Source organism: Paenalcaligenes sp. DL 309, from assembly GCF_057475285.1.
This window is the reverse complement of the sequence record NZ_JBYBKW010000001.1, coordinates 423,455-444,111: the sequence shown is the minus strand read 5'-3', so window position 1 is coordinate 444,111 and position 20,657 is coordinate 423,455. Positions and strand designations below refer to the sequence as shown.

Genomic DNA, 20,657 nt, shown 5'->3' with positions numbered 1-20,657 from the left:
CTAGGCAGCTTTTAAGCCCAGTTGTTTAAATAATTTATTCAATTTTTGCACTCGTTTTTCTATAGGGGTGGCCTCAGCTAGGGCCACCCTTAGTTTATCTGGGCCACTAAAACGCATGGTTTTGTCTTGTTGCACCAGTTCAATTAATAACACTGGATCCACATTAGGCTTGGCATTAAATTGCAGCACCAGTTGATCTTCTTGGGCGTCAATTTTATCTAAACCAAGAGTTTCACCTTTGAGGCGTAGCTGATGCACTGTGATCAAGGTTTTAGCGGGCTCAGGCAGTAAACCATATCTGTCAATTAGCTCTTCTTGTATATCATCAATATCTTGAACATTTTCGGCATGAGAGAGTTTTTTATAAAAACCTAGGCGTGCATGCACATCGGGGCAATAATCATTAGGTAATAAGGCTGGACTGCGTAAATTTACCTCGCACTTGGCTTCAAAAGGCGATAATAAATCCGGCTCCTCACCCGCTTTTAAAGATTTCACGGCTTTATTGAGCATGTCCGAATACATGGAAAAACCAATTTCTTGAATATTACCGGATTGATGTTCACCTAAGACTTCACCGGCCCCTCGTATTTCTAAGTCATTCATGGCTAAAAAGAAACCCGAGCCCAATTCATCCATGGCTTGAATGGCTTCTAAGCGTTTTTTTGCATTGCTGGTCATCGCATCTTCACCGGGGGTGAGCATATAGGCATAGGCCTGATGGTGTGAGCGACCCACCCGGCCCCGTAGTTGATGTAACTGCGCTAGCCCCAGTTTATCGGCACGCTGTATCACAATGGTATTGGCGGTAGGCACGTCTAGGCCGGTTTCTATAATGGTGGTACAGAGCAACACATTAAAACGTTTTTGATAGAAATCTTTCATCACGCTTTCTAATTCACGCTCTCCCATTTGGCCATGAGCTACACCTATACGGGCCTCTGGCAATAATTCTTCTAAGCGGGCTCTACGGTTTTCAATAGTACTAACTTCATTGTGCAAAAAATACACTTGGCCGCCGCGTCGTAGTTCGCGCAATAAAGCTTCACGTATGGTGCCGTCATCTTCACGGCGCACGAAGGTTTTAATGGCTAAGCGTTTTTCAGGTGCGGTGGCAATAATAGAAAAGTCTCGAATTCCTTCTAAAGACATTCCTAAGGTGCGTGGAATAGGAGTAGCGGTGAGCGTAAGAATATCCACCTCAGCGCGTAAGGCTTTTAAGGCTTCTTTTTGGCGTACCCCAAAACGGTGCTCCTCATCAATAATCACCATGCCTAAATCATTAAACTTTACATTTTTAGAGAGTATTTGATGCGTGCCAATTACAATATCTACCGTTCCTTTGGCTAAACCTTCAATGGTGGCTTTGGTTTCTTTGCTGTTTCTAAAGCGAGAGAGTTCCGCTACTTGTACCGGCCAATCCGCAAACCGATCGGCGAAGGTTTGAGCGTGTTGCTCCACTAAGAGCGTAGTAGGACATAAAATGGCCACTTGCTTACCATTGGCTACGGCCACAAAGGCAGCGCGTAGTGCCACTTCGGTTTTACCAAAACCCACATCACCGCAAATCAACCTATCCATAGGTTGGCCGGATTTCATATCATCTAATACGGCCTCAATAGCGGCTGCTTGATCAGCGGTGGGTTCAAAGCCAAAGCCAGCTACAAAAGCTTCGTAATCATTAGTAGGGACTTGATAGCGTTGACCTTCACGTAAGGCGCGCTGCGCATAAAGAGATAATAGCTCAGCGGCCGTATCTCTTGCTTGTTTAGCGGCTTTCTGGCGGGCTTTTTCCCATTGGCCTGAGCCTAGTTGATGTAGAGGGGCAGACTCTGCGTCGGTGCCGCTATAACGGGCAATAACATGCAGCTGTGCCACAGGCACATAAAGCGTGGCCTCGTTGGCATATTCTAAATGTAACAACTCGACGGGGCCTTCGCCTAAATCCATTTCAATCAAGCCTTGATAGCGCCCTATACCGTGCTCTGTGTGTACCACAGGATCCCCTTCACGTAGTTCGGAAAGGTCTTTGACCATAGCCTCTACATTCGTGCGCTGTGCTCTACGACGGCGTTGTGCCGTACGGACTTGATGGGGATAAAGGTCATTTTCAGTCAGTAGAGTAACAGCGGCTTCTTTGAGCGCAAAGCCCTGAAATAAAGCGGCTGTGACCAAAGCAAAAGGGCTATCACCTTGGAGAAAATCATGTAGATCCTGACATTGGGTGTCAGGGTTAAGGTTAAACTCCGCTAGCATTTGCTGTAAGGTTTCACGTCTACCGGCCGAGTCAGCGCACAGTAATGTGCGGCGGCTAGTGTCTCGTACTTCAGTACGAAAGGCACTGAGAGGGTCTTCAGCACGCCGTGCCACGGCCACATTGGGCACCTCCATAAAGTCCGGATGCATACCGTCTTTTTTTAGGTCTAAACGAGCAAAGGATTTTAAGGCTTGAAAAAAGGCATCGCCATTTAAAAACAAGGCCTCAGGCGGCAGCACAGGGCGTTCTGCATCACTTTTTAAGAAATTATAGCGTTGAGCGGTATCTGCTAAAAAACCATCAATGGCGGGTTGAGCTAAACCATGGGTTACCACCACACTGTTTTTAGGTAAGTAATCAAAAATAGTGGCTGTTTCTTCAAAAAATAAGGGCAAGTAATATTCTATACCCGCAAAAGCAATGCCATTTCCTATGTCTTTATAAGGTAAGGCCCGGGAAGGGTCACCTTCAAATTGCTCTCTAAAGCGTGATCTAAACAAAGCACGTGCGGTTTCATCTAAAGGAAATTCACGGCCAGGTAATAAATTTATGGATTGGACGGGATATAAGGTGCGCTGAGTATCTGCATCAAAGGCCCGTAGGGATTCAATTTCATTATCGAATAAATCTAAGCGGTAGGGTACTACTGAGCCCATAGGGAAAATATCAATCAGCCCACCACGTATAGAGAACTCCCCCGGAGCGGTGACTTGGGTGGTGTGACTGTAATTCGCTAATACCATTTGCTCTCGTAGCTGATGCTCATCTAAGACATCGCCTTGCTTAAAGCTAAAACTATAAGCCGCTAAAAAAGCAGGAGGGGCTAAACGATAAAGTGCCGTGCTTACAGGGATGATTAATACTTGCACCTCATCATTTAATAAGGCATTTAAGGTTTTTAGACGTGTAGAAATTAAATCTTCATGGGGCGAGAAACTATCGTAAGCTAAGGTTTCCCAATCTGGGAAAGCATGAATTTTAAGCTCAGGAGCAAACAGCATGAGCTCGTGAGTAAGCCGCTGTTCATCGACTGGATCAGCACAAAAAACCACCAAGGCATGGGGGCTTTGACGTGCCAGATCAGCCAGTAAGAAGGCATCGCCCGAACCAGGGGGCATAGACTGCTGATAACGTTGTCCTGTTTTTAAAGCCTGTAAACAAGCCATCGTACTGCTAAGATACGGGGTATAGTTATACTCTGAAGATTGTGTGGATTTGCTCATAGGAAAAAAGCGATGTCTAAATCTAAAAAAATAATTGCGTTAATGCCTGCTGCCGGCATAGGCGCGAGGGCGAGACGGCAGTCTACGGCTGCTATATTAACGTCTGACCTGCCCAAGCAGTACGAGTTGGTAAATGGTTTACCCATGTTACGCCTATCGGTGTTAGCTATGTTAGCCGATCCGCGTATAGAGCATGTGCGAGTTATTGTAAGCCCAACTGATACCTGGGCTGAACGTGCTTTAGCCGGATTGCCTCGTACCTCATGGCGTCATGTAGGAGGAGAAACTCGGGCCGAAACTATTCATAACGGCTTAGTTGATCTTAATGCTAAAGACGATGAATGGGTAGTGGTGCATGATGCAGCGCGCCCCGGTCTGCCTGCTGAAGCCTTAAAACGGCTAATTGATACCTGTTTAGAACACGATCAGGGTGGTTTGTTAGCTATACCCGTACCCGATACCGTTAAAAGAGCACAACCATCGGCTGATATCAGCCCCAGCGTAGAAAAAACCTTGGAGCGCGAGCATTTATGGTTAGCGCAAACACCACAAATGTTTAAAGCCGATGAGTTGAGGACAGCTTTGGCACAAGCAAAGGCTAAAAACCTAGTCATCACTGATGAGGCTTCAGCTATGGAGCAAATGGGTTATAGCCCATTATTGATTCAAGGAGCACCACAAAATTTCAAAATCACATGGCCGGGTGATTTTCAGCTATTAGAAAAATGGTTGTAGGACTAGGAATAGATATATAGGTATAAATATGGGTATAAATATACGTGTAGGGCAAGGCTTTGATGTGCATGCCTTAGTAGAAGATCGCCCCCTTATTATTGGGGGCGTTAACATTCCCCATACACATGGTTTAATGGGCCATTCGGATGCCGATGTATTGTTACATGCAGTTACCGATGCGATTTTGGGTGCCGCGGCATTGGGTGATATTGGCCGGCATTTCCCGGATACCGATCCCCGTTATAAAGGGGCCGATAGCCGTGTGTTACTACGAGCGGCTGTGCAATTAGTGCATGCTGCGGGCTGGAGAGTGATTAATATTGATGCCACCATTCATGCTCAAGCACCCAAAATGGGGCCACATGCTGCGGCAATGATTGCCAATTTAGCGTCTGACTTAGCTATTGAAAGAGATAGCATTAATATCAAAGCTAAGACCAATGAAGGCTTAGGGTATTTAGGGCGCAAAGAAGGTATAGCGGCAAATGTGGTTAGCCTGCTGCAGAAAAATGTTTAACTACGTTGTAGTGTAGATTCATGGTTTATTTGCCTTACGATTAGTCTCACGTGCTTTGAGCCTAAGTTTAGGGAGAATGATGCGGGCAGTTAGGCCTTGGCCTGCGGGTGAGTGTAGTTCTAAACGGCCATTCACTTGATGCAGTAAACGTTCTACTATAGCTAAACCTAAACCTGCGCCATTCACGCCTGTGCGTGCCAGTTCCCCTCTAGAGAATGGGCGCAAGAGACGTTGTATTTCATGCTCTTCAACTCCTTCTCCTTGGTCTTGAACCTTAATTTCTATCTGATTCCCTTTACTGCTTAGAGTAAGTCGAATGTAAGCTTTGTTATCGGTGCTGCTACGCCCATACCGGCGAGCATTTTCAATTAAATTACTGACTATGCGCTTTAGATCATTGGCATCAATTAAGGCATACAGATTTGGCTGTATATCAGCACTTAACTCTCCACCTAAGCTTTCTGTATGGCTGCGTTCGCGCTCAAAGAGTTCTTGTAGAGCTTGACTGATATTTACGCCTTCAGCGGGAGCTTGGGTGGCAGGGCGCGCATACTCCATAAGCTGGCCAATGCTGTGATCAATTTGCGCTAAATCTTCATCAATGGCTTGGCGGGTTTCATCGCTTACATTTGAGAGTTCAATTTCTAAACGCATACGGGCTAAGGGGGTACGTAAATCGTGCGAAATCCCCGCCAGCATAATCTCCCTATCCATTTCTGATTGCCGAATATCACGCATCATACGATTAAAGGCCACATTCATATCACGTATTTCAGCAGGGCCTTTTTCTGGTAGAGGGGAAGGAGTTTCACCACGTGATAGTTGTTGCGTGACCTGAGCTAAACGTGCAAGGGGTCGATTGACAAAACGCACACTAATAGCAGCGCCTAAAAAAGCCAAGAGAAAGGCAGATAACACCCAGCCTAACCATTCAGCACCCGCAATTAAACTGAGCTGCTCTCGGTCAAAAACTAACCAATACTGCTCATCATTTAAATCAAAAGAAACCCAAATGCCAGGGGCATCATTCACCGACCACATGATAAGCGTTTGACTGCCTAAGCCTTGCCGTACTTCTCTGGAAACTTTAAGCCAATATGAGGAGCGAGGCATGGGTTTAAGCACATCGTCGCCGTCGCGAGGTTGCACTCTTATACTTTCTTGAGTGGCAAGGTCTAAGAGCAAAGTAGGGCGTAAATCGACGGGGGCGTAAATTAATGCGGAACGAGTAACACTGACTGAGGTAATAACACGTTCAGCCATTTGTAGAGCGCGAGGCCCGGATTCCATAGAGAAAAAGGTTTGTAGCCAAATACCAAAACTCATGCCCATGAGGCCGAGTAATAGAAAAAAGGTACGACTAAAAAGCCCCATTTTAAAAGGGGGCTTTTTAGCTTTAGTTGCATTTTTGCTGTTAGTTGCCGCCATCGGGTACAAATACATAGCCCAGGCCCCATACGGTCTGTATAAATACCGGCTTGGAAGGGTTGGGTTCTATGAGTTTGCGTAGACGGGAAATTTGAACGTCTAAACTACGATCAAAGGCTTCGTATTCGCGACCGCGTGCTAACTCCATGAGTTTGTCTCGGGATAAAGGCACTTTAGGGTGGCGAGCAAACACTTTTAATACGGAAAATTCACCAGTGGTAATGGGTACAACGTCTTCTCCTTTAGTTAATGTGCGCGTCGATAAGTTCAAGGTGTAAGGACCAAAGTCGATGGCCTCATTTTCTTGACTAGGAGCACCGGGATGTTCTTCGGTGCCGCGACGGCGTAAAATGGCATTCACGCGGGCGAGTAATTCGCGCGGGTTGAATGGCTTAACTAAATAATCGTCTGCCCCCATTTCTAAGCCAACAATGCGGTCGATTTCTTCCGCTTTTGCCGTTAGCATTATAATAGGTGTGTTATCGTGACCTCCACGTAAACGTCGACATATTGAGAGTCCGTCTTCGCCTGGCAGCATTAAATCAAGTACAAGTAAATCAAAGTGTTCACGTTGCCACAGCTTAGACATTTCTTTGCCATCTTCGGCCACAAAGACATTGAAGCCTTGTTCACTTAGATAGCGCCGCAATAAATCACGTAGACGAGGATCATCATCGACGACGAGTATTTTTTTTGTTAGAGGTTGATTATGTGTGTTCATGCTTAAAATGTAACAGGCAAAAAGCGTGTCGTACAGGTCGGTAGGGATTTTTTACATTTGATGCTTTTAGGCCCCTAATAGGGCTATAATATTACATATAGTAACATATAGTTACGAGAATAAGGCTATGAAAATCAACATATTAGCGCTTGATAGTGCCAGCAGTGTTTGTGGTGTCTCTGCATTAAGTACACATGCAGAACAAATAGCTGTGTATTCGGCGCATCATAGTGGCAGCACCCAGCATGCTGAGCGTATTTTACCTTTAGTAGAGCAGGTTTTACAGGAAGCAGACATAAGTAAAGCAGAGTTGCATGCTATTGCCTTCGCCCAAGGGCCGGGTGGGTTTACAGGTTTACGCGTCGCCTGTGGTGTGGCTCAGGGCTTAGCTTATGCTCTGGGGTTAAAAGTGGCGCCCGTCTCTTCTTTATTGGCTATAGCTGCTCAACAACCCCCCATAGAGGGTGGTTGTATTGAGGTGGTGATTACCGATGCTCGTATGCAAGAGCTGTACGTGGGGATTTATCAACGTACTTCTACCGGGTGGTACAGTTTTCATAAACCTATTTTAATCAGCGTAGCGCAGTTTCAGCAGTATCTGCAGAAGCTAAGAGAGCAGCAAATGGCCTTGGGAGCAAATCATGTGATGCGTATCTCGGGGGATGCTTTAGTGGCTTTTGAGGGTTTAGCTTCTGAGTTAAGCGCAGCGGGTTATGTATTAGGTGATACCGAGTTAGCTCATTCAGACACCATTGCCCGTTTAGGATTACTTGCTTATGAGCAAGATGCATTGCTAGACCCGGCGTTAGCGGCGCCTTTATATGTGCGTAATCGGGTGGCGTTTACTATTGCTGAGCGTGAAACGGGTTTGGGGGGTAATCCGTCTGCTAGTTGGCAGTCAGTACAAATACGTGCACTGCAGGCTGCAGATGTTGTGACGGTTGCTTCCCTGGAGGCCGAATTACAATTTACCCCTTGGTCTGAAAAACAATTTCAAGATAGTTTGGATGCAGGTCATTGGGCTTGGGTAGCGGTCTTTAATGATGTGGTGGTGGCTTATGCATTATTGATGCCCGCCGCGGATGAGTGTGAGCTATTATTAATAGGCGTAGCCAATGAGCATCAGCGTCAAGGTATTGCCCAGCAGCTGTTAAGCTATGCAGAGCAACATGCCCGTGCGCAAGGTTGTAGAGTTATTCATTTGGAAGTACGCCACAGTAATACATCTGCTATAGAGCTCTACGAAGGGGCGGGATATAACCAAGTGGGTTTACGCAAAAATTACTATAAGCAAGTAAATACTGCTTTGGGTGAGCGTGAAGATGCTGTTCTTTATACGAAGGTAATTGCCTAATTATGTCATTAGTTCTATCTACTTTACAGCAGAGCTGGCTGCGGGAAATACAGGTGGCTATGCCCTTTCTTGCCCCTTATAGAGAAAAGGGCAAAGAGGTTGAAAAAGCCAAGTCTGTTGCGAGCAAGGAGCTAAATCAATTACTCAAGAAATCTGCTCCAGCGGTAGTAGAAGTTCCACCAGCAAAATCTGCAGCGGCAAGCGAAGAGAAGGTGATAACCATACCGGCGAAGGCCGCAGATTTAAGCCAACTGAGCCTAGCACAATTACAAGCGCATGTGGAGCAATGCCAAGACTGCGATTTATCTCAGCAGCGTACTCAAACCGTCTGGGGGGCGGGTCAAACTCAACAGCCTGATTGGTTTGTGATTAGTACAGCCCCGAGTAGTCATGAAGAGTTAGCTGGTTTGCCTATGCAAGGAAAGAGTGGTGAGTTGTTTGTGGCTCAAATGCAAAGTATAGGTATCAATATAGAACAACAGCTGTATTTAACGCAGCTGTTGAAATGCCGTTCCTCCAGCAGTGCTAAACCCTCTTTAGAGTATTTACAAGCATGTAATGCTATTTTATTAAGACAAATTGAGCTCATACAGCCGCAACGTTTATTGTTGCTAGGATCAAAAGCGGCGGCTATGTTTTTAGGTACCAAGCAGCCCTTTGAAGCCTTACGGGGGCGGCTGCAGAGTTGGCAAGATACCCAAGGGCGTACCTTGCCAGTGGTGGTTAGCTATCATCCGGCTTCATTATTGTTGCGCCCACAGCTCAAAGCGCAGGTTTGGCATGATTTATTATTAATTAAAAAAGAAAAAATAGGGTAGGAGATGAAATGAAAAATTTAACTATTGCACAAATGCGTCAGCTTTTTTTAGAGAAAAAACTATCCCCCCTAGAGATAGCCGAAGATTATCTAGCCCGTATAGAAAAACATACAGATAGTAATATTTACATCACTGTCAATGCAGATCAAGCACGTAAACAGGCTCAAATAGCCACGCAGCGTTATCAACTTGGTGAGGCGCAAGGGCTGCTTGAAGGTATTCCAGTGGCTTATAAAGATAATATTTACACTAAAGGTTTACGTACCACGAGTGGGTCTTTGGTTGAAGAGCATTTTGTGCCTGATAGCGATGCGCCTGCCGTTAGAAGTATGCAGCATGCCGGTGCCATCAATTTAGGTAAGTTAAATTTACATGAGTACGCGTTTGGTATGACCAGTCAAAATCCATTTTATGGTGCTGTGCAAAACCCTTGGAATCGTAGTTATACGCCTGCGGGTTCTAGCGGTGGTAGTGCTGCCGCTCTAGCAGCAGATTTGGCGATGGTAACTTTAGGCACAGATACCGGTGGTTCAATACGAGTGCCTGCTGCCGCCTGTGGGGTGATTGGGCTTAAAGCAACGCGCAACTTAATTCCTAGCACAGGTATTCGGCCTATTTCATCGTCTTTGGATCATGTAGGGCCCCTCACGAAAACAGTTGAAGATATGGCACTTGTTTTGGAAGTCTTAACAGGTAATGCTTATAGCAGTAATTTACAGCACCCCATGAAAGGATTACGAGTGGGAGTGCCTAAACAGTTTTTCTTTGATTATACGCATGCTGGCGTTAAAGCGAGCTATGAGGCGGCGTTAAAAAATCTAGAGGCGTTAGGGGCTGTTTTAATAGAAGTGGATGTGCCTGTTATGAGTGCTGATATAGGCGCACTTTTCGCCTTAGCGATTAGTGAAGGTGCCACAGTGCATGAGCAGCGTCTTAAGGAATATAAAGATAAATTTGGTGCTGATGTGATTGCCGCTTTAACAGCTGTGGAGCAGTTTTCATCCATCGACTATATTAAAGCCCTACAACGCCAAGCCGAACTAACACAACAGATGGATCAACTGTTTGAATACATTGATGTGTTGGCCACTCCCGCCATGGCTTGCCCAGTACAAGAAATAGGAGTGAATGAGGTGGAGATAAATGGGCAGTTACAGGATTTTTTTACAGTGACTGCACATAATCCCGCTCCCTTCAATCTTTCTGGGCACCCTGCTATATCTATCCCCTGCGGCTTGGTAGAGCCTAATCTTCCTGTGGGTTTACAGCTAGCAACGGGTAACTATAAAGAGCGCTTGCTTTTGCAAGTGGCTTCAGCTTACGAGACCGCCTTCCTGAGTGATTTCTACGCTAAACGTTCAGAAAATCATTTAGTCTAAGGCCTTGCCATGCCCTTCTTCTCCTATACAAGCATACAGATTGGGGTTTTTTTTGTGATTTTGTTTGTCCCAATAAATAAAAACACACATCAAAGAGGCGACGAGCAGACCAAAAATGGTAATAATTACGTTAATGGGTATTTTTAACCAAAGTAATAGGCTGTAAAAACTCAGCATAAATAAAATATTAATTTGCTCGTTGAAGTTTTGTACCGCAATAGAATGCCCGGCAGAAAGCAATACATGGCCTCGGTGTTGTAGTAGGGCATTCATCGGCACCACAAAAAAGCCTGAAGTAGCGCCAATGAGTATTAATAAGCTGTAAACAGCCCATAAGCTTTTCACATAAGGCATTAAGAGCACCACTAAGCCCATGGCAATGCCCATAGGTAAGACGGTGAGGGCTTTGTTTAAAGGCACTTTACCTGCTAAATAAGCCCCTAAAATAGTACCTACTGCCGCTACGCCCATTAAGATAGAAGCTTGATCTAATCTATAACCTAGCTGATGAGCACTCCATTCAATCACAATAAACTGCAAGGTGGCACCAGCACCCCAAAAAAGGGTAGTTACTGCCAAAGATATTTGCCCTATTTTGTCTTTCCACAATATATGCACATAACCGTTAAAGTTATGGAATAAAGCAATGGGGTTAGTTTGTTGTTTAGGGTAGACCACATGGGTTTTAGGAATGAGTAAGTTACAGGCGGCAGCGGCTAAATAAATAATACCTATAATGAGAATGGCGGCTTCAGTGCGGTTTTCAGCCAAACGACTGATAAAAGGATTACTCTGTAAAGAAGGTGATATCTCGGGGTGAATGAGTATGCCGCCTAAAACGGTACCTATAATAATAGAAAGTACGGTTAGCCCTTCAATCCAGCTATTACCCTTGACGAGCAATTCGGGCTTGAGCATTTCCGTCACAATACCGTATTTAGCGGGTGAGTAGGCGGCAGCACCTATACCTACTAGGGTGTAAGCAAAAAAGATAAAAAATAATTGGGAGTCTTGAGTGCTGGCAATAGAGTGCAGGCTAAACATTAAAGCACAGCCTAAAAACTTGATAGCATTAGTAATAAACATCACCCGCCCTTTAGGAAAGGCATCGGCAAAGGCTCCTACAAAGGCTGCTAACACCACGTAGGCTAAGGCAAACCACCATTTCATTAAAGGCGCCATCCAGTCGGGGCCTTGAATGTCAGCGATTAAAGCAATAGCGGCTATAAGCAGAGCATTATCAGCTAAAGATGACAGAGCTTGGGCTGCCATCACAAGATAAAAACCTTTATTCAAAATGAGTCTCTATGGTTTGTAAAGTAGTGACAAAATGAAACGGAGTGATGTATGTGCCTTCTATTGTAGAGCATGCATCAGTATAAGCCTTAGTTTTAGCTCTGGGCGAATTACAATTAGTACCTAGTGGAATGGCTGCGGTATCATACAAAGCCGCAACATATTTATATTTAGTTAAATTCATATTCGTAGGTTATTGGTGCGTCTTACTCAAATAAAATTATCCGGCTTTAAGTCTTTTGTAGATACCACGGTAATTCCCACGCCTAGTCAACGTGTGGGCGTGGTAGGGCCTAATGGTTGCGGAAAATCAAACATTATTGACGCCGTACGCTGGGTCTTAGGAGAGAGTCGAGCCTCCGAGCTACGTGGTGGCTCTATGCAAGATGTTATTTTCAATGGATCAAGCCAGCGCAAACCCGCAGCTAGAGCTTCTGTAGAGCTCACTTTTGATAATAGCGCTGGCCGCATTGTGGGGCAGTGGGGAGCGTACACAGAAATTTCTGTACGTAGAGAACTGACGCGTGATGGTAGCAGTGGTTATTTTATTAATGGTCAACAAGTACGCCGCCGTGATATTAACGATATTTTCTTAGGCACCGGCTTAGGAGCCAGAGGTTACGCCATCATTGGTCAAGGCATGATCAATAGACTGATTGAAGCTAAGCCGGAAGAATTACGGGTTTATTTGGAAGAAGCCGCTGGCGTTTCTAAGTATAAAGAGCGCCGTAGAGAAACAGAAAGTCGCCTACGCGATACGCGAGAAAATCTCATACGCTTAGAAGACATATTGCAAGAGCTAGAGCAACAGTTAGGCCGCTTGGATAATCAAGCCAAAGTGGCAAAACAGTACCGAGACTTACAAGCTGAAGGAGAGCAAAAGCAGCACGTGTTGTGGTGGTTACGTGAAAATAATGCACGCCAAGAACAAAAGCAGCATTTCTTAGCTATTGAGCAAGCGCAAACCGCGGTAGAGGCGGCGATGGCTGATATGCGGAGTACAGAAACACGCATTGAGCAGTTACGCCAACAGCATGCTCAAGCCAGTGACGCGGTGCAAGCAGCACAAGGGGCTTTGTACCAGGGTAGCGCAGCTGTTAGTCGTATAGAGGCTGAAATACACCATGCTAATACAGCTCAAGCCCGTATGCAGCAGCGACAGCAGCAATTAGAAGTACAACAAAAAGAATGGCAGCAGCTGCAGGTGCAAAGTGTTGAAGAGCTAGAGCAAAAACAACAAGAGCTTGAGGATTCCGTTTTATTACTAGACGAAACCACAGCACGTTTAGATGAAATTAATGATCAGTTAGCGCCGGTGCAAGAGCAACAACAAGCCCTGCAAAGTCAGCTAGAGCAAATCAGGCAGCAATTACAGCAAGCACAACAGCAGCAAGCCTTAGCTCAACAGCGTTTAGACAGTCTGCAGCAGCAGCGTGAACAATTGCAGCAGCGTCAACAACGTTTTGAACAAGAGCAGATCGTCTTAGCGGCTAATACACCGTCTGACGTGGTGGCCAATAAGTCAGCGTGGCAACAAACTAAAGCCCTCTTGCAGCAACAACAACAGCAACACCTAGTCTTGGAAGGTCAGCTGCAGCAGCGGCAAGAAGCGCAACAACAGAGTGCACGAGTATTACAAGAAGCAGAGCGCGAGCTCACACAAGTACACGCGCAGTTAGAAGCTTTGCAGCATTTGCAAGAGCAAGTACAAAGCCAAGGTCAATTAGCCGAATGGCTGCAGAAACAAGGTTTGGGCGATGCCGTTAAGTTGTGGGAGCAGATCAAAATACAAGCGGGCTGGGAGCCCGCTTTAGAGGCAGTTTTAGGGCAGCGTTTGCAGGCCTCATTGATTAATAATTGGCAAGAGCTACCCCTAGAGCTAAGCGATTTACCTGCGCGCTCTTGGTTCATGCGACCTACATCTATTATTGAAAACACGCACAGAGAAGACTTAAAACCGTTGATGGATTTAGTTACCGTTAATAATGCGCTTTGGCAGCCTGTGGTGAGGCAGTTGTTGGAAGGGTTCTATATTGCGGATGATCTAACGAGTGCATTACAACAGTTGAATGATTTAGAGCCTAAAAAGGCGCTGGTGGTGGCCGCAGGCCATATTGTACAAGCGCATCAAGTCTTGCTGTATGCCGCCGATTCCGAGCAATCGGGCGTCTTAGCACGTCAGCAGCAAATCACGCAGCAGCAGCAGCTTTTGAGCACTTTACAAAGCCGTGTTGTAGAAGCTAAAGCGGCAGAGCAACAAGCCAACTTAACCTTAAAGCAAGCACAAACTGAGCTCAAAGACAATCAAACACAGTTACAGCAATATACGCAACAAGCCCATGAGCAGCAGTTGCATTATCAGCAAGCCGAGCAGCAGTCACAGCAATTACAGCAGCGTCAGCACCATTTGCAGGTAGAGCTAGCCGAATTAACCGAGCAGCAAGAAGAATTACGTGAAGTAGCAGAGCAAACGGCAGCGCAAGCTGAAGATCAAACCATGTTGGTAGAGCAACATCAAGAAAACCATCAACAGACGGCCGATCAGTTAACAAAGCTTAACCATCAGTTGCACTTGTTGCGCGAACAGTTACGTGAAGTCGAACAACAAAACCAAGGCCTGCTATACAATAAAAATGTAGTTCAGCTGCGTATAGAAGAGCTGTTACGTAGTCAACAACAAGCCACAGACTTAACGCAACGCACGCAAATTGAGTTAGCGGGGCTAGTTGATGAGTACGAAGAGATTGATGTCCGTGAGTTGCAGCTTAGCTTGCAAGAAGCGCTAGAGCAGCGCGTTTTACGTGAAGATGCCTTCCAAGAGCAGCAAAAGGAATTAGCTGCTCTCAGCGCCCAGTTGCATGATTTAGAAAGCAACAAAATCCAAACGGCCGAGGGCGTAGAGCCTCTTAGACAAAAAGTAATGGAGCTGCAACTGGCTGAACAGGCTGCTAGATTAGCAGTAGAGCAATATGCAGAGCAGTTAGATAACCAGCAAGTTGATAGGCAAGCCTTAGCGGCCGTGGTTGAAAGTAAACCCGAAGAATGGCGTAAATTGACGTGGTTGCAATCTGAGTTGCAGCGTATTAACCGCGCTATAACGGCGTTGGGCGCAGTAAACCTAGCCGCTTTAGAAGAGTTAAAAACCGCCGAAGAGCGGCAGTTTTATTTACAATCACAACACGATGATTTAAGTGAAGCCATTGAAACTTTAGAAGATGCCATTCGAAAGATTGACCGTGAAACTCGGGCTCTGTTACAAAGTACCTTTAATGCCGTCAATATGCATTTTGGTGAGTTGTTTCCGCAGTTGTTTGGAGGGGGAGAAGCTAAACTCATTATGACGGGTGATGAAATGCTAGATGCGGGCGTGCAAGTGATGGCTCAACCTCCGGGCAAGCGTAATAGTAGTATTCAATTATTGTCGGGGGGAGAAAAAGCTTTAACGGCAACGGCTTTGGTTTTTGCATTTTTTAAATTAAATCCCGCGCCATTTTGTCTGTTAGACGAAGTGGATGCACCTTTAGATGATGCCAATACGGAGCGCTACACACAATTAGTAAAGAGTATGAGTGATCAAACCCAGTTTTTATTTATATCGCATAATAAAATAGCAATGCAGATGGCAAAACAATTGGTAGGGGTTACTATGCAAGAACAAGGGGTATCTCGCATTGTGGCGGTAGATATGGCTGCAGCCGTTGATATGATGCACTAAGATAGATAACCATATGAATAATACGTTTAACCTAAAAAAGGTTGGATCGGATAATGAGTGATTTGCAGATAGGATTAGTGGCATTAGGAGTAATACTGATTTTGCTGGTAGTAGTATTTAACTGGTGGCAAGATCGTCGTATTCGTCACAAAATGCAGGATAAATTTCCTGAAACACCGGCAGACCCGTTAATGACGCAGCTAGAAACGCAAAGGCGAGAGCCTACCGTACGCATTGCTGAAACCTTAGCGGATCAAAAAACAGAACCAGCAGTGCCTGCTGAGGAAGTCGATCCTAATACTGAGGCAGTAATAGATGTACAGTTTCACGAGCCGGTAGCAGGCAAGGAGCTCATTGAGCTCTTACGTGCTTATTTGCGAGTTGATACAAAGCCTGTGCGTTTATTTGCATCTACGGTAGGGGGTGAGCATCATGCTTACCCTCACGAAGAAGAGCGCTATAACGCCATGCAATTAGTGGTGTTATTAGCAAATCGCAATGGCCCTTTAAATGAAATTGATTGGTCACGTCTTTGGATGGCGGCTGAAAGCTTAGCGAATCAAGTAGATGGCAGTGTGGATGGTCCAGAGCAAGATCACGTGATTGCTCAAGCACAGCAGTTAGATACCTTATGTGCGGGATTAGATGCACAAGTGAGCATTAGCTTAAGTTTAAGTGAACCCACCGCCACCAGTACAGTGCAGCAAGTGGCGCTTAGCGCTGGTTTTATGGAGTATGGCAAGCATCTAGCTTGGTTGGCCAGCTCAGGCTTACCCCGATTCACCCTGCTTTTTAACGGTAAGCCGGCACTAAATTTACAGTCAGCCACCATAGAGCGTTTGGATTTGCTTATTGATCTGCCGAATAGCCCCAAAGATGAACAAGCTTTTAGCCGTATGGCCAGTGTGGGCCGAGATTTAGCCTTACGCTTAAATGCTGAGCTCATTGATGATCAAGGTCAGCCCCTTACAGACCATTACGATGAAGACATAGATCAGCAGCTTTATGATTTATATTTACAGTTAGAGCAAGCTGGTTTTGATCCTTCATCCGCTCATACTCAGCGAGTGTTTTCGTGAAGCAGCGTTTAGATCAGCTAAAAGAGCAGCTGCACTACCATAATCACCGTTATTACATACTTGACGATCCCCTGATTGCTGATGCGCAGTACGATGCCTTATTGCGCGAGCTGCAAAAAATTGAAGCCAAGCATCCCGAGTGGGTCACTGCCGACTCTCCTACGCAGCGTGTAGGTGCTGCGCCGGTGTCCGCCTTTAACACGGTAGCGCATGCATTACCTATGCTCTCATTAGGCAATGCTTTTAATGAAGAAGAGTTGCTGGCCTTTGATCGTCGTGTAGCGGAGTTGTTACGGGCGGAAGGTGTGCTGGGTGATAGTGAACAGGTGGCTTATAATGCTGAATATAAATTTGATGGCTTGGCGGTTAGTTTACGGTATGAAAATGGCCTCTTAGTGCGTGGTGTCACACGAGGCGATGGCTATGTAGGTGAAGACATCAGCTCAAATATACGTACTATAAACACCATACCTTTGCGCTTACAGGGTGAGAGCAGTACATGGCCTGCGGTTTTAGAAGTGCGTGGTGAGGTTTTAATTCATCACGCAGATTTTGAACAGTTAAATCAAGCGCAATTACAGCGTGGTGAAAAAGCCTTTGCTAACCCACGTAATGCCGCAGCAGGGAGCTTAAGGCAGTTAGACCCACGTATTACCGCCCAGCGCCCTTTACGTTTTTTTGCTTATGGCGCAGGTGAGATAGAGGTAGAGAGTGCAACCTTGCCTTACCGCACACAGTCAGAGTTTCTAGATTGGCTACAAGGTTTTGGTTTTCCGGTAGATAAGCATAGTTGTGTGTTAACCGGTGTAGAGGAGTTGCTGGCTTTTTATGATAAAACCGCGGCTGCGCGCACTGAGTTGCCTTATGAAATTGATGGGGTGGTGTACAAAGTCAATCGCTTGGATTTTCAAGATTTACTAGGTTTTGTGGCCCGGGCGCCCCGCTTTGCGGTGGCACACAAATTTCCTGCCCAAGAAACCACCACGATTTTACTAGATATAGAAGTGCAAGTGGGCCGTACTGGAGCTATTACTCCTGTGGCGCGTCTAGAGCCCGTCTTTGTAGGCGGGGTGACGGTTACTAATGCTACCTTGCACAATGAAGATGAAATTCGCCGTAAAGATGTGCGTGTAGGCGATACCGTGATTGTGCGTAGAGCGGGTGATGTTATCCCGGAGGTAGTTGCGCCGGTCTTGGACTTGCGCTCAGAGCAATCCCAACCCTATGTGTTCCCCACTCATTGCCCGGTTTGTGATTCAGCCTTAGAACGTCTTGAAGATGAGGCTATTGCGCGTTGTACTGGCGGTTTGGTGTGTGCAGCGCAGCGTAAGCAAAGCCTAGAGCATGCGGTGAGCCGTAAAGCCTTAGATGTAGATGGTTTAGGCACTAAGCTTATTGAGCAATTAGTAGATAAAAATCGTATTAAAAATCTCGCTGATCTCTTTACCCTTAATGCTTTGGAGTTAGCCAGTTATCCACGTATGGGAGCTAAATCTGCCTCTAATGTGATTACTGCCTTACAAGCAGCAAAAAGACCTCATTTAGATCGTTTCATTTATGCCTTAGGCATACGTCACGTAGGTGAAACCACCGCTAAGACACTGGCACAGCATTTTGGTAGCTTAGAAAAGCTAGTGCAAAGCACCGAAACAGAGCTGGTGCAGATTGATGATGTGGGCCCCGTGGTAGCGGCATCTATTGCCCATTTTTTTGCGGAACCACACAATACTGACGTATTAACCCAATTAGCTGAAGTGGGGGTGCAGCCTTTGTTGCCACCGCAAGCATCTACTACTATAGATAAAGAAAATGCAGCCATCAGCGGTAAAACCTTTGTGCTTACAGGTACTTTACCTACTTGGACGCGTAACGAGGCTAAAGCTTATATAGAGCAAGCGGGCGGTAAGGTAACGGGATCAGTATCTAGAAAAACGGATTATGTGGTGGCAGGCACTGAAGCGGGGTCTAAGCTTTTAAGAGCACAAGAATTAGGCGTTTCCATCTTAGATGAAAACGCCCTAAAAGCACTAAAGTAATACTAAGAAATTACTCTACTTTGGCTTTGCTCATGAGAGATTGCTGATACTCACTAAGCTGTTGTTTACGTTGCATTTCTTCGATTTGCGGTTTGACCTCTTCGAAGCTAGGAAACTCAATGTCACGCACATCATCGACTTGGATAATATGCCAGCCAAAATCCGATTGCACCGGAGCGCTGCTGAGCTCACCTTTTTTCTGTTTTTGTACAGCTTCGCCAAACTCAGCTACGTAAATATCGCTAGGAGCCCAGCCTAAATCACCACCTTTAGCGCCGCTACCGGGATCTATGGATTTAGATTTAGCTGCTTCTTCAAAACTAATGGCTTTGTTTTTGATGTCAGCTAAGAGTTTCTTGGCTTCCTCTTCGGTCTCTACCAAGATGTGGCGTACTTTATATTCTTTTTGGTCGGCTTCGGCCTTTTTCAGCTCCTCGTATTGCGCCTTCAACTCTTTTTCAGAGATGGGGTTTTTTTCAACGTAATCGTTAAGTAAAGCACGCACTAATATGCCTTGGCGTGCTAATTCTAGCTCTTGGGCTACTTCGGTTTTTTTGTCTAAGCCTGCGGCTTCGGCTTCTTGGACGGCAATTAAGCGAATGACCATTTCATCTTTGACTTGTTCACGTAATTCAGGCGTATCTTGGGCGCCTTCTTTGACAAGTAGATTCACAAAATCATCAAATTGCTGTTGGGTAATAGCTTGACCATTAACGGTAGCAAGATTTTGGGCTGCTAAGGGGGCGGCGAGGGCACAGCTAAGTGCCAGTACGGCAAAACGCTTCATGGAAATCCTTAATGTTTTATTTAATAAGCTCTATAGCCAGAGCATGAATAGGATGAGGAATTAAGTCTTTGAGAGGCTCTTTAATTAAGCGATGTTTGGCTAGAGTAGATAAGCCTTCGAACTGCTCAGAATCAATAATCAGCCTAAAGTGACTAGCACCACCTTTAGCACCAGCATGGCCTTCATGTAAGTGTGATTCATCAATCACATCTAAATAAGTGGGTTTAAGGGGTGCTAGGCGTGTGGTAATTAGCGCTATGCGCTCTTCGTTAGACATAATGAATTTAAGAATCCTGTTGATCTGTGTTGGGCTCGTCTTTGAGATATTTACTTAACCATAAGGATTGAATAACCACAAAGAGGATTAAAAGTACTAGAGAGCCAAAAACCTTAAAGCTCACCCATTGTGAATCGGTGAAATAGCCTGAGAAAGCCACAAACAAATTAATACTACCTGATAAAATGAAAAAAGTGGCCCAACCATAGTTAAGTTTTGTCCAGGCATGCGCAGGCAGTACGAGCTGGCCGCCCATAAATTTTTGCATGAGGTTGCGGCCCGTAAACCAGTAAGCGCCGAGTAAAACAGCAGCAAACAGCCAGTACAGCACCGTCGGTTTCCATTTGATGAAGGCATCATTTTGGAAAAATAAAGTCGCAGAGCCAAAGATGACAATTACACCCAAATTAATCCAATGGGTGGTTTCTATGAGTTTATGGCGTACTTTTAACCAGAGAATTTGCGCTACGGCTGCACCCATAGCTACCGCGGTAGCGGTGTATATGTCAAAAACCCTAAAGGCAATAAAAAATAAAATTAAAGGAAAGAGGTCAAAAAGCAGTTTTCTCATTTATTTATTAGGCTCAAAACGCAGGGCAACGGAATTAATACAATAACGTAAACCGGTGGGTGGTGGACCATCTGGAAATACATGACCTAAATGGGCATCACACACATTACATAAAATTTCAGTACGTACCATACCACGGCTGGTATCTTCTTCTTCACGTACATGCTCTGGATTTAAGGCCTCAAAGTAACTGGGCCAACCACAGCCAGCATCAAACTTGGTATCAGAGGCAAATAAAGGTGTATCACAACAAACACAGTGATAAACACCAGGCTCAGAATGGTTGTTATATTGGCCGCTAAAAGGTTTTTCTGTGCCTTGTTGACGCGTAACATAAAAAGCTTCTGGGCTTAACTTAGCTTGCCACTGCTCTAAACTTTTTTGTACTTTGCTCATAAATACGCTCACTTTTCAAGTGGAAAAACATCGTAAACCCTAGTGTAGCCTGCTTTAAGGTTGGCGCA

General features: G+C 45.4%; 16 protein-coding genes. 8 read left to right on the top strand and 8 right to left on the bottom strand.

All coding sequences use genetic code 11. The features are described 5' to 3' along the window. Window positions 1-3,480 (bottom strand): transcription-repair coupling factor, encoded by a 3,480-nt coding sequence (gene mfd, locus AC2UZJ_RS02075; protein ID WP_486948458.1) that lies wholly within the window; start codon window positions 3,478-3,480, stop codon window positions 1-3. Between the two features lie 12 nt (window positions 3,481-3,492). On the opposite strand from mfd, the gene ispD reads away from it, so the two are divergent. Together ispD and ispF are read left to right on the top strand one after the other, a co-directional pair. Next, window positions 3,493-4,215, top strand: a complete 723-nt coding sequence (gene ispD / locus AC2UZJ_RS02070; RefSeq protein WP_486948457.1) for a 2-C-methyl-D-erythritol 4-phosphate cytidylyltransferase — start codon at window positions 3,493-3,495, stop codon at window positions 4,213-4,215. Between the two features lie 28 nt (window positions 4,216-4,243). Then, a complete protein-coding gene (gene ispF / locus AC2UZJ_RS02065; RefSeq protein WP_486948456.1) occupies window positions 4,244-4,732 on the top strand; it encodes a 2-C-methyl-D-erythritol 2,4-cyclodiphosphate synthase in 489 nt (162 codons plus the stop codon). A gap of 18 nt (window positions 4,733-4,750) precedes the next feature. Here the strand turns inward: ispF and AC2UZJ_RS02060 are convergent, their stop codons facing one another. Further along, window positions 4,751-6,175, bottom strand: a complete 1,425-nt coding sequence (locus tag AC2UZJ_RS02060) for a sensor histidine kinase (RefSeq protein ID WP_486948455.1) — start codon at window positions 6,173-6,175, stop codon at window positions 4,751-4,753. Continuing rightward, window positions 6,147-6,881, bottom strand: a complete 735-nt coding sequence (gene ompR / locus AC2UZJ_RS02055; protein ID WP_486948454.1) for an osmolarity response regulator transcription factor OmpR — start codon at window positions 6,879-6,881, stop codon at window positions 6,147-6,149. The genes AC2UZJ_RS02060 and ompR overlap by 29 nt, the downstream gene beginning before the upstream one ends. 127 nt (window positions 6,882-7,008) lie before the next feature. Here ompR and tsaB point away from each other — a divergent pair, with 127 nt between their 5' ends. Genes tsaB through AC2UZJ_RS02040 form a run of 3 tightly spaced genes read left to right on the top strand, consistent with a single transcriptional unit; the run spans window position 7,009 to window position 10,432 of the window. Beyond that, window positions 7,009-8,235 carry a tRNA (adenosine(37)-N6)-threonylcarbamoyltransferase complex dimerization subunit type 1 TsaB gene (gene tsaB / locus AC2UZJ_RS02050; protein ID WP_486948453.1) on the top strand — a complete coding sequence of 409 codons (1,227 nt, stop codon included), beginning with the start codon at window positions 7,009-7,011 and terminating at the stop codon, window positions 8,233-8,235. 2 nt (window positions 8,236-8,237) lie between these two features. Next, window positions 8,238-9,053 (top strand): uracil-DNA glycosylase, encoded by an 816-nt coding sequence (locus AC2UZJ_RS02045; RefSeq protein ID WP_486948452.1) that lies wholly within the window; start codon window positions 8,238-8,240, stop codon window positions 9,051-9,053. A gap of 8 nt (window positions 9,054-9,061) precedes the next feature. Continuing rightward, window positions 9,062-10,432, top strand: a complete 1,371-nt coding sequence (locus tag AC2UZJ_RS02040; protein ID WP_486948451.1) for an amidase — start codon at window positions 9,062-9,064, stop codon at window positions 10,430-10,432. Here the strand turns inward: AC2UZJ_RS02040 and lplT are convergent. Further along, complete coding sequence (lplT, locus tag AC2UZJ_RS02035) at window positions 10,424-11,728, bottom strand: lysophospholipid transporter LplT (protein WP_486948450.1); 1,305 nt, start codon at window positions 11,726-11,728, stop codon at window positions 10,424-10,426. The genes AC2UZJ_RS02040 and lplT overlap by 9 nt on opposite strands. A 199-nt stretch (window positions 11,729-11,927) precedes the next feature. Here lplT and smc point away from each other — a divergent pair, with 199 nt between their 5' ends. Genes smc through ligA form a run of 3 tightly spaced genes read left to right on the top strand, consistent with a single transcriptional unit; the run spans window position 11,928 to window position 18,558 of the window. Then, window positions 11,928-15,443 (top strand): chromosome segregation protein SMC, encoded by a 3,516-nt coding sequence (smc, locus tag AC2UZJ_RS02030; RefSeq protein ID WP_486948449.1) that lies wholly within the window; start codon window positions 11,928-11,930, stop codon window positions 15,441-15,443. Window positions 15,444-15,496: 53 nt separating this feature from the next. Then, on the top strand, window positions 15,497-16,522 hold the full coding sequence (locus AC2UZJ_RS02025) for a cell division protein ZipA C-terminal FtsZ-binding domain-containing protein (protein ID WP_486948448.1): 1,026 nt from the start codon (window positions 15,497-15,499) through the stop codon (window positions 16,520-16,522). After that, the gene (gene ligA, locus AC2UZJ_RS02020) at window positions 16,519-18,558 is read left to right on the top strand and encodes an NAD-dependent DNA ligase LigA (protein ID WP_486948447.1); all 2,040 of its coding nucleotides are present in this window, start codon (window positions 16,519-16,521) and stop codon (window positions 18,556-18,558) included. The genes AC2UZJ_RS02025 and ligA overlap by 4 nt, the downstream gene beginning before the upstream one ends. A 10-nt stretch (window positions 18,559-18,568) precedes the next feature. Here the strand turns inward: ligA and AC2UZJ_RS02015 are convergent, their stop codons facing one another. The 4 genes from AC2UZJ_RS02015 to msrB are packed head-to-tail and all read right to left on the bottom strand — an operon-like array spanning window position 18,569 to window position 20,589. Beyond that, on the bottom strand, window positions 18,569-19,345 hold the full coding sequence (locus AC2UZJ_RS02015; RefSeq protein WP_486948446.1) for a peptidylprolyl isomerase: 777 nt from the start codon (window positions 19,343-19,345) through the stop codon (window positions 18,569-18,571). Window positions 19,346-19,361: 16 nt separating this feature from the next. Then, complete coding sequence (locus AC2UZJ_RS02010) at window positions 19,362-19,622, bottom strand: BolA family protein (protein ID WP_486948445.1); 261 nt, start codon at window positions 19,620-19,622, stop codon at window positions 19,362-19,364. Window positions 19,623-19,629: 7 nt separating this feature from the next. Beyond that, on the bottom strand, window positions 19,630-20,193 hold the full coding sequence (locus AC2UZJ_RS02005; RefSeq protein WP_486948444.1) for a septation protein A: 564 nt from the start codon (window positions 20,191-20,193) through the stop codon (window positions 19,630-19,632). Next, window positions 20,194-20,589: a peptide-methionine (R)-S-oxide reductase MsrB gene (gene msrB, locus AC2UZJ_RS02000; RefSeq protein ID WP_486948443.1), complete on the bottom strand. Its 396-nt coding sequence runs from the start codon at window positions 20,587-20,589 to the stop codon at window positions 20,194-20,196. Between the last annotated feature and the right edge of the window lie 68 nt (window positions 20,590-20,657).

Coding starts and splice junctions, on each gene's coding strand:
- AC2UZJ_RS02060 (WP_486948455.1), bottom strand. CDS start 6,175: ATGTATTTGTACCCGATGGCGGCAACTAACAGCAAAAATGCAACTAAA.
- ompR (WP_486948454.1), bottom strand. CDS start 6,881: ATGAACACACATAATCAACCTCTAACAAAAAAAATACTCGTCGTCGAT.
- mfd (WP_486948458.1), bottom strand. CDS start 3,480: ATGAGCAAATCCACACAATCTTCAGAGTATAACTATACCCCGTATCTT.
- AC2UZJ_RS02005 (WP_486948444.1), bottom strand. CDS start 20,193: ATGAGAAAACTGCTTTTTGACCTCTTTCCTTTAATTTTATTTTTTATT.
- msrB (WP_486948443.1), bottom strand. CDS start 20,589: ATGAGCAAAGTACAAAAAAGTTTAGAGCAGTGGCAAGCTAAGTTAAGC.
- AC2UZJ_RS02045 (WP_486948452.1), top strand. CDS start 8,238: ATGTCATTAGTTCTATCTACTTTACAGCAGAGCTGGCTGCGGGAAATA.
- AC2UZJ_RS02025 (WP_486948448.1), top strand. CDS start 15,497: ATGAGTGATTTGCAGATAGGATTAGTGGCATTAGGAGTAATACTGATT.
- ispF (WP_486948456.1), top strand. CDS start 4,244: ATGGGTATAAATATACGTGTAGGGCAAGGCTTTGATGTGCATGCCTTA.
- tsaB (WP_486948453.1), top strand. CDS start 7,009: ATGAAAATCAACATATTAGCGCTTGATAGTGCCAGCAGTGTTTGTGGT.
- AC2UZJ_RS02010 (WP_486948445.1), bottom strand. CDS start 19,622: ATGTCTAACGAAGAGCGCATAGCGCTAATTACCACACGCCTAGCACCC.
- ispD (WP_486948457.1), top strand. CDS start 3,493: ATGTCTAAATCTAAAAAAATAATTGCGTTAATGCCTGCTGCCGGCATA.
- AC2UZJ_RS02015 (WP_486948446.1), bottom strand. CDS start 19,345: ATGAAGCGTTTTGCCGTACTGGCACTTAGCTGTGCCCTCGCCGCCCCC.
- AC2UZJ_RS02040 (WP_486948451.1), top strand. CDS start 9,062: ATGAAAAATTTAACTATTGCACAAATGCGTCAGCTTTTTTTAGAGAAA.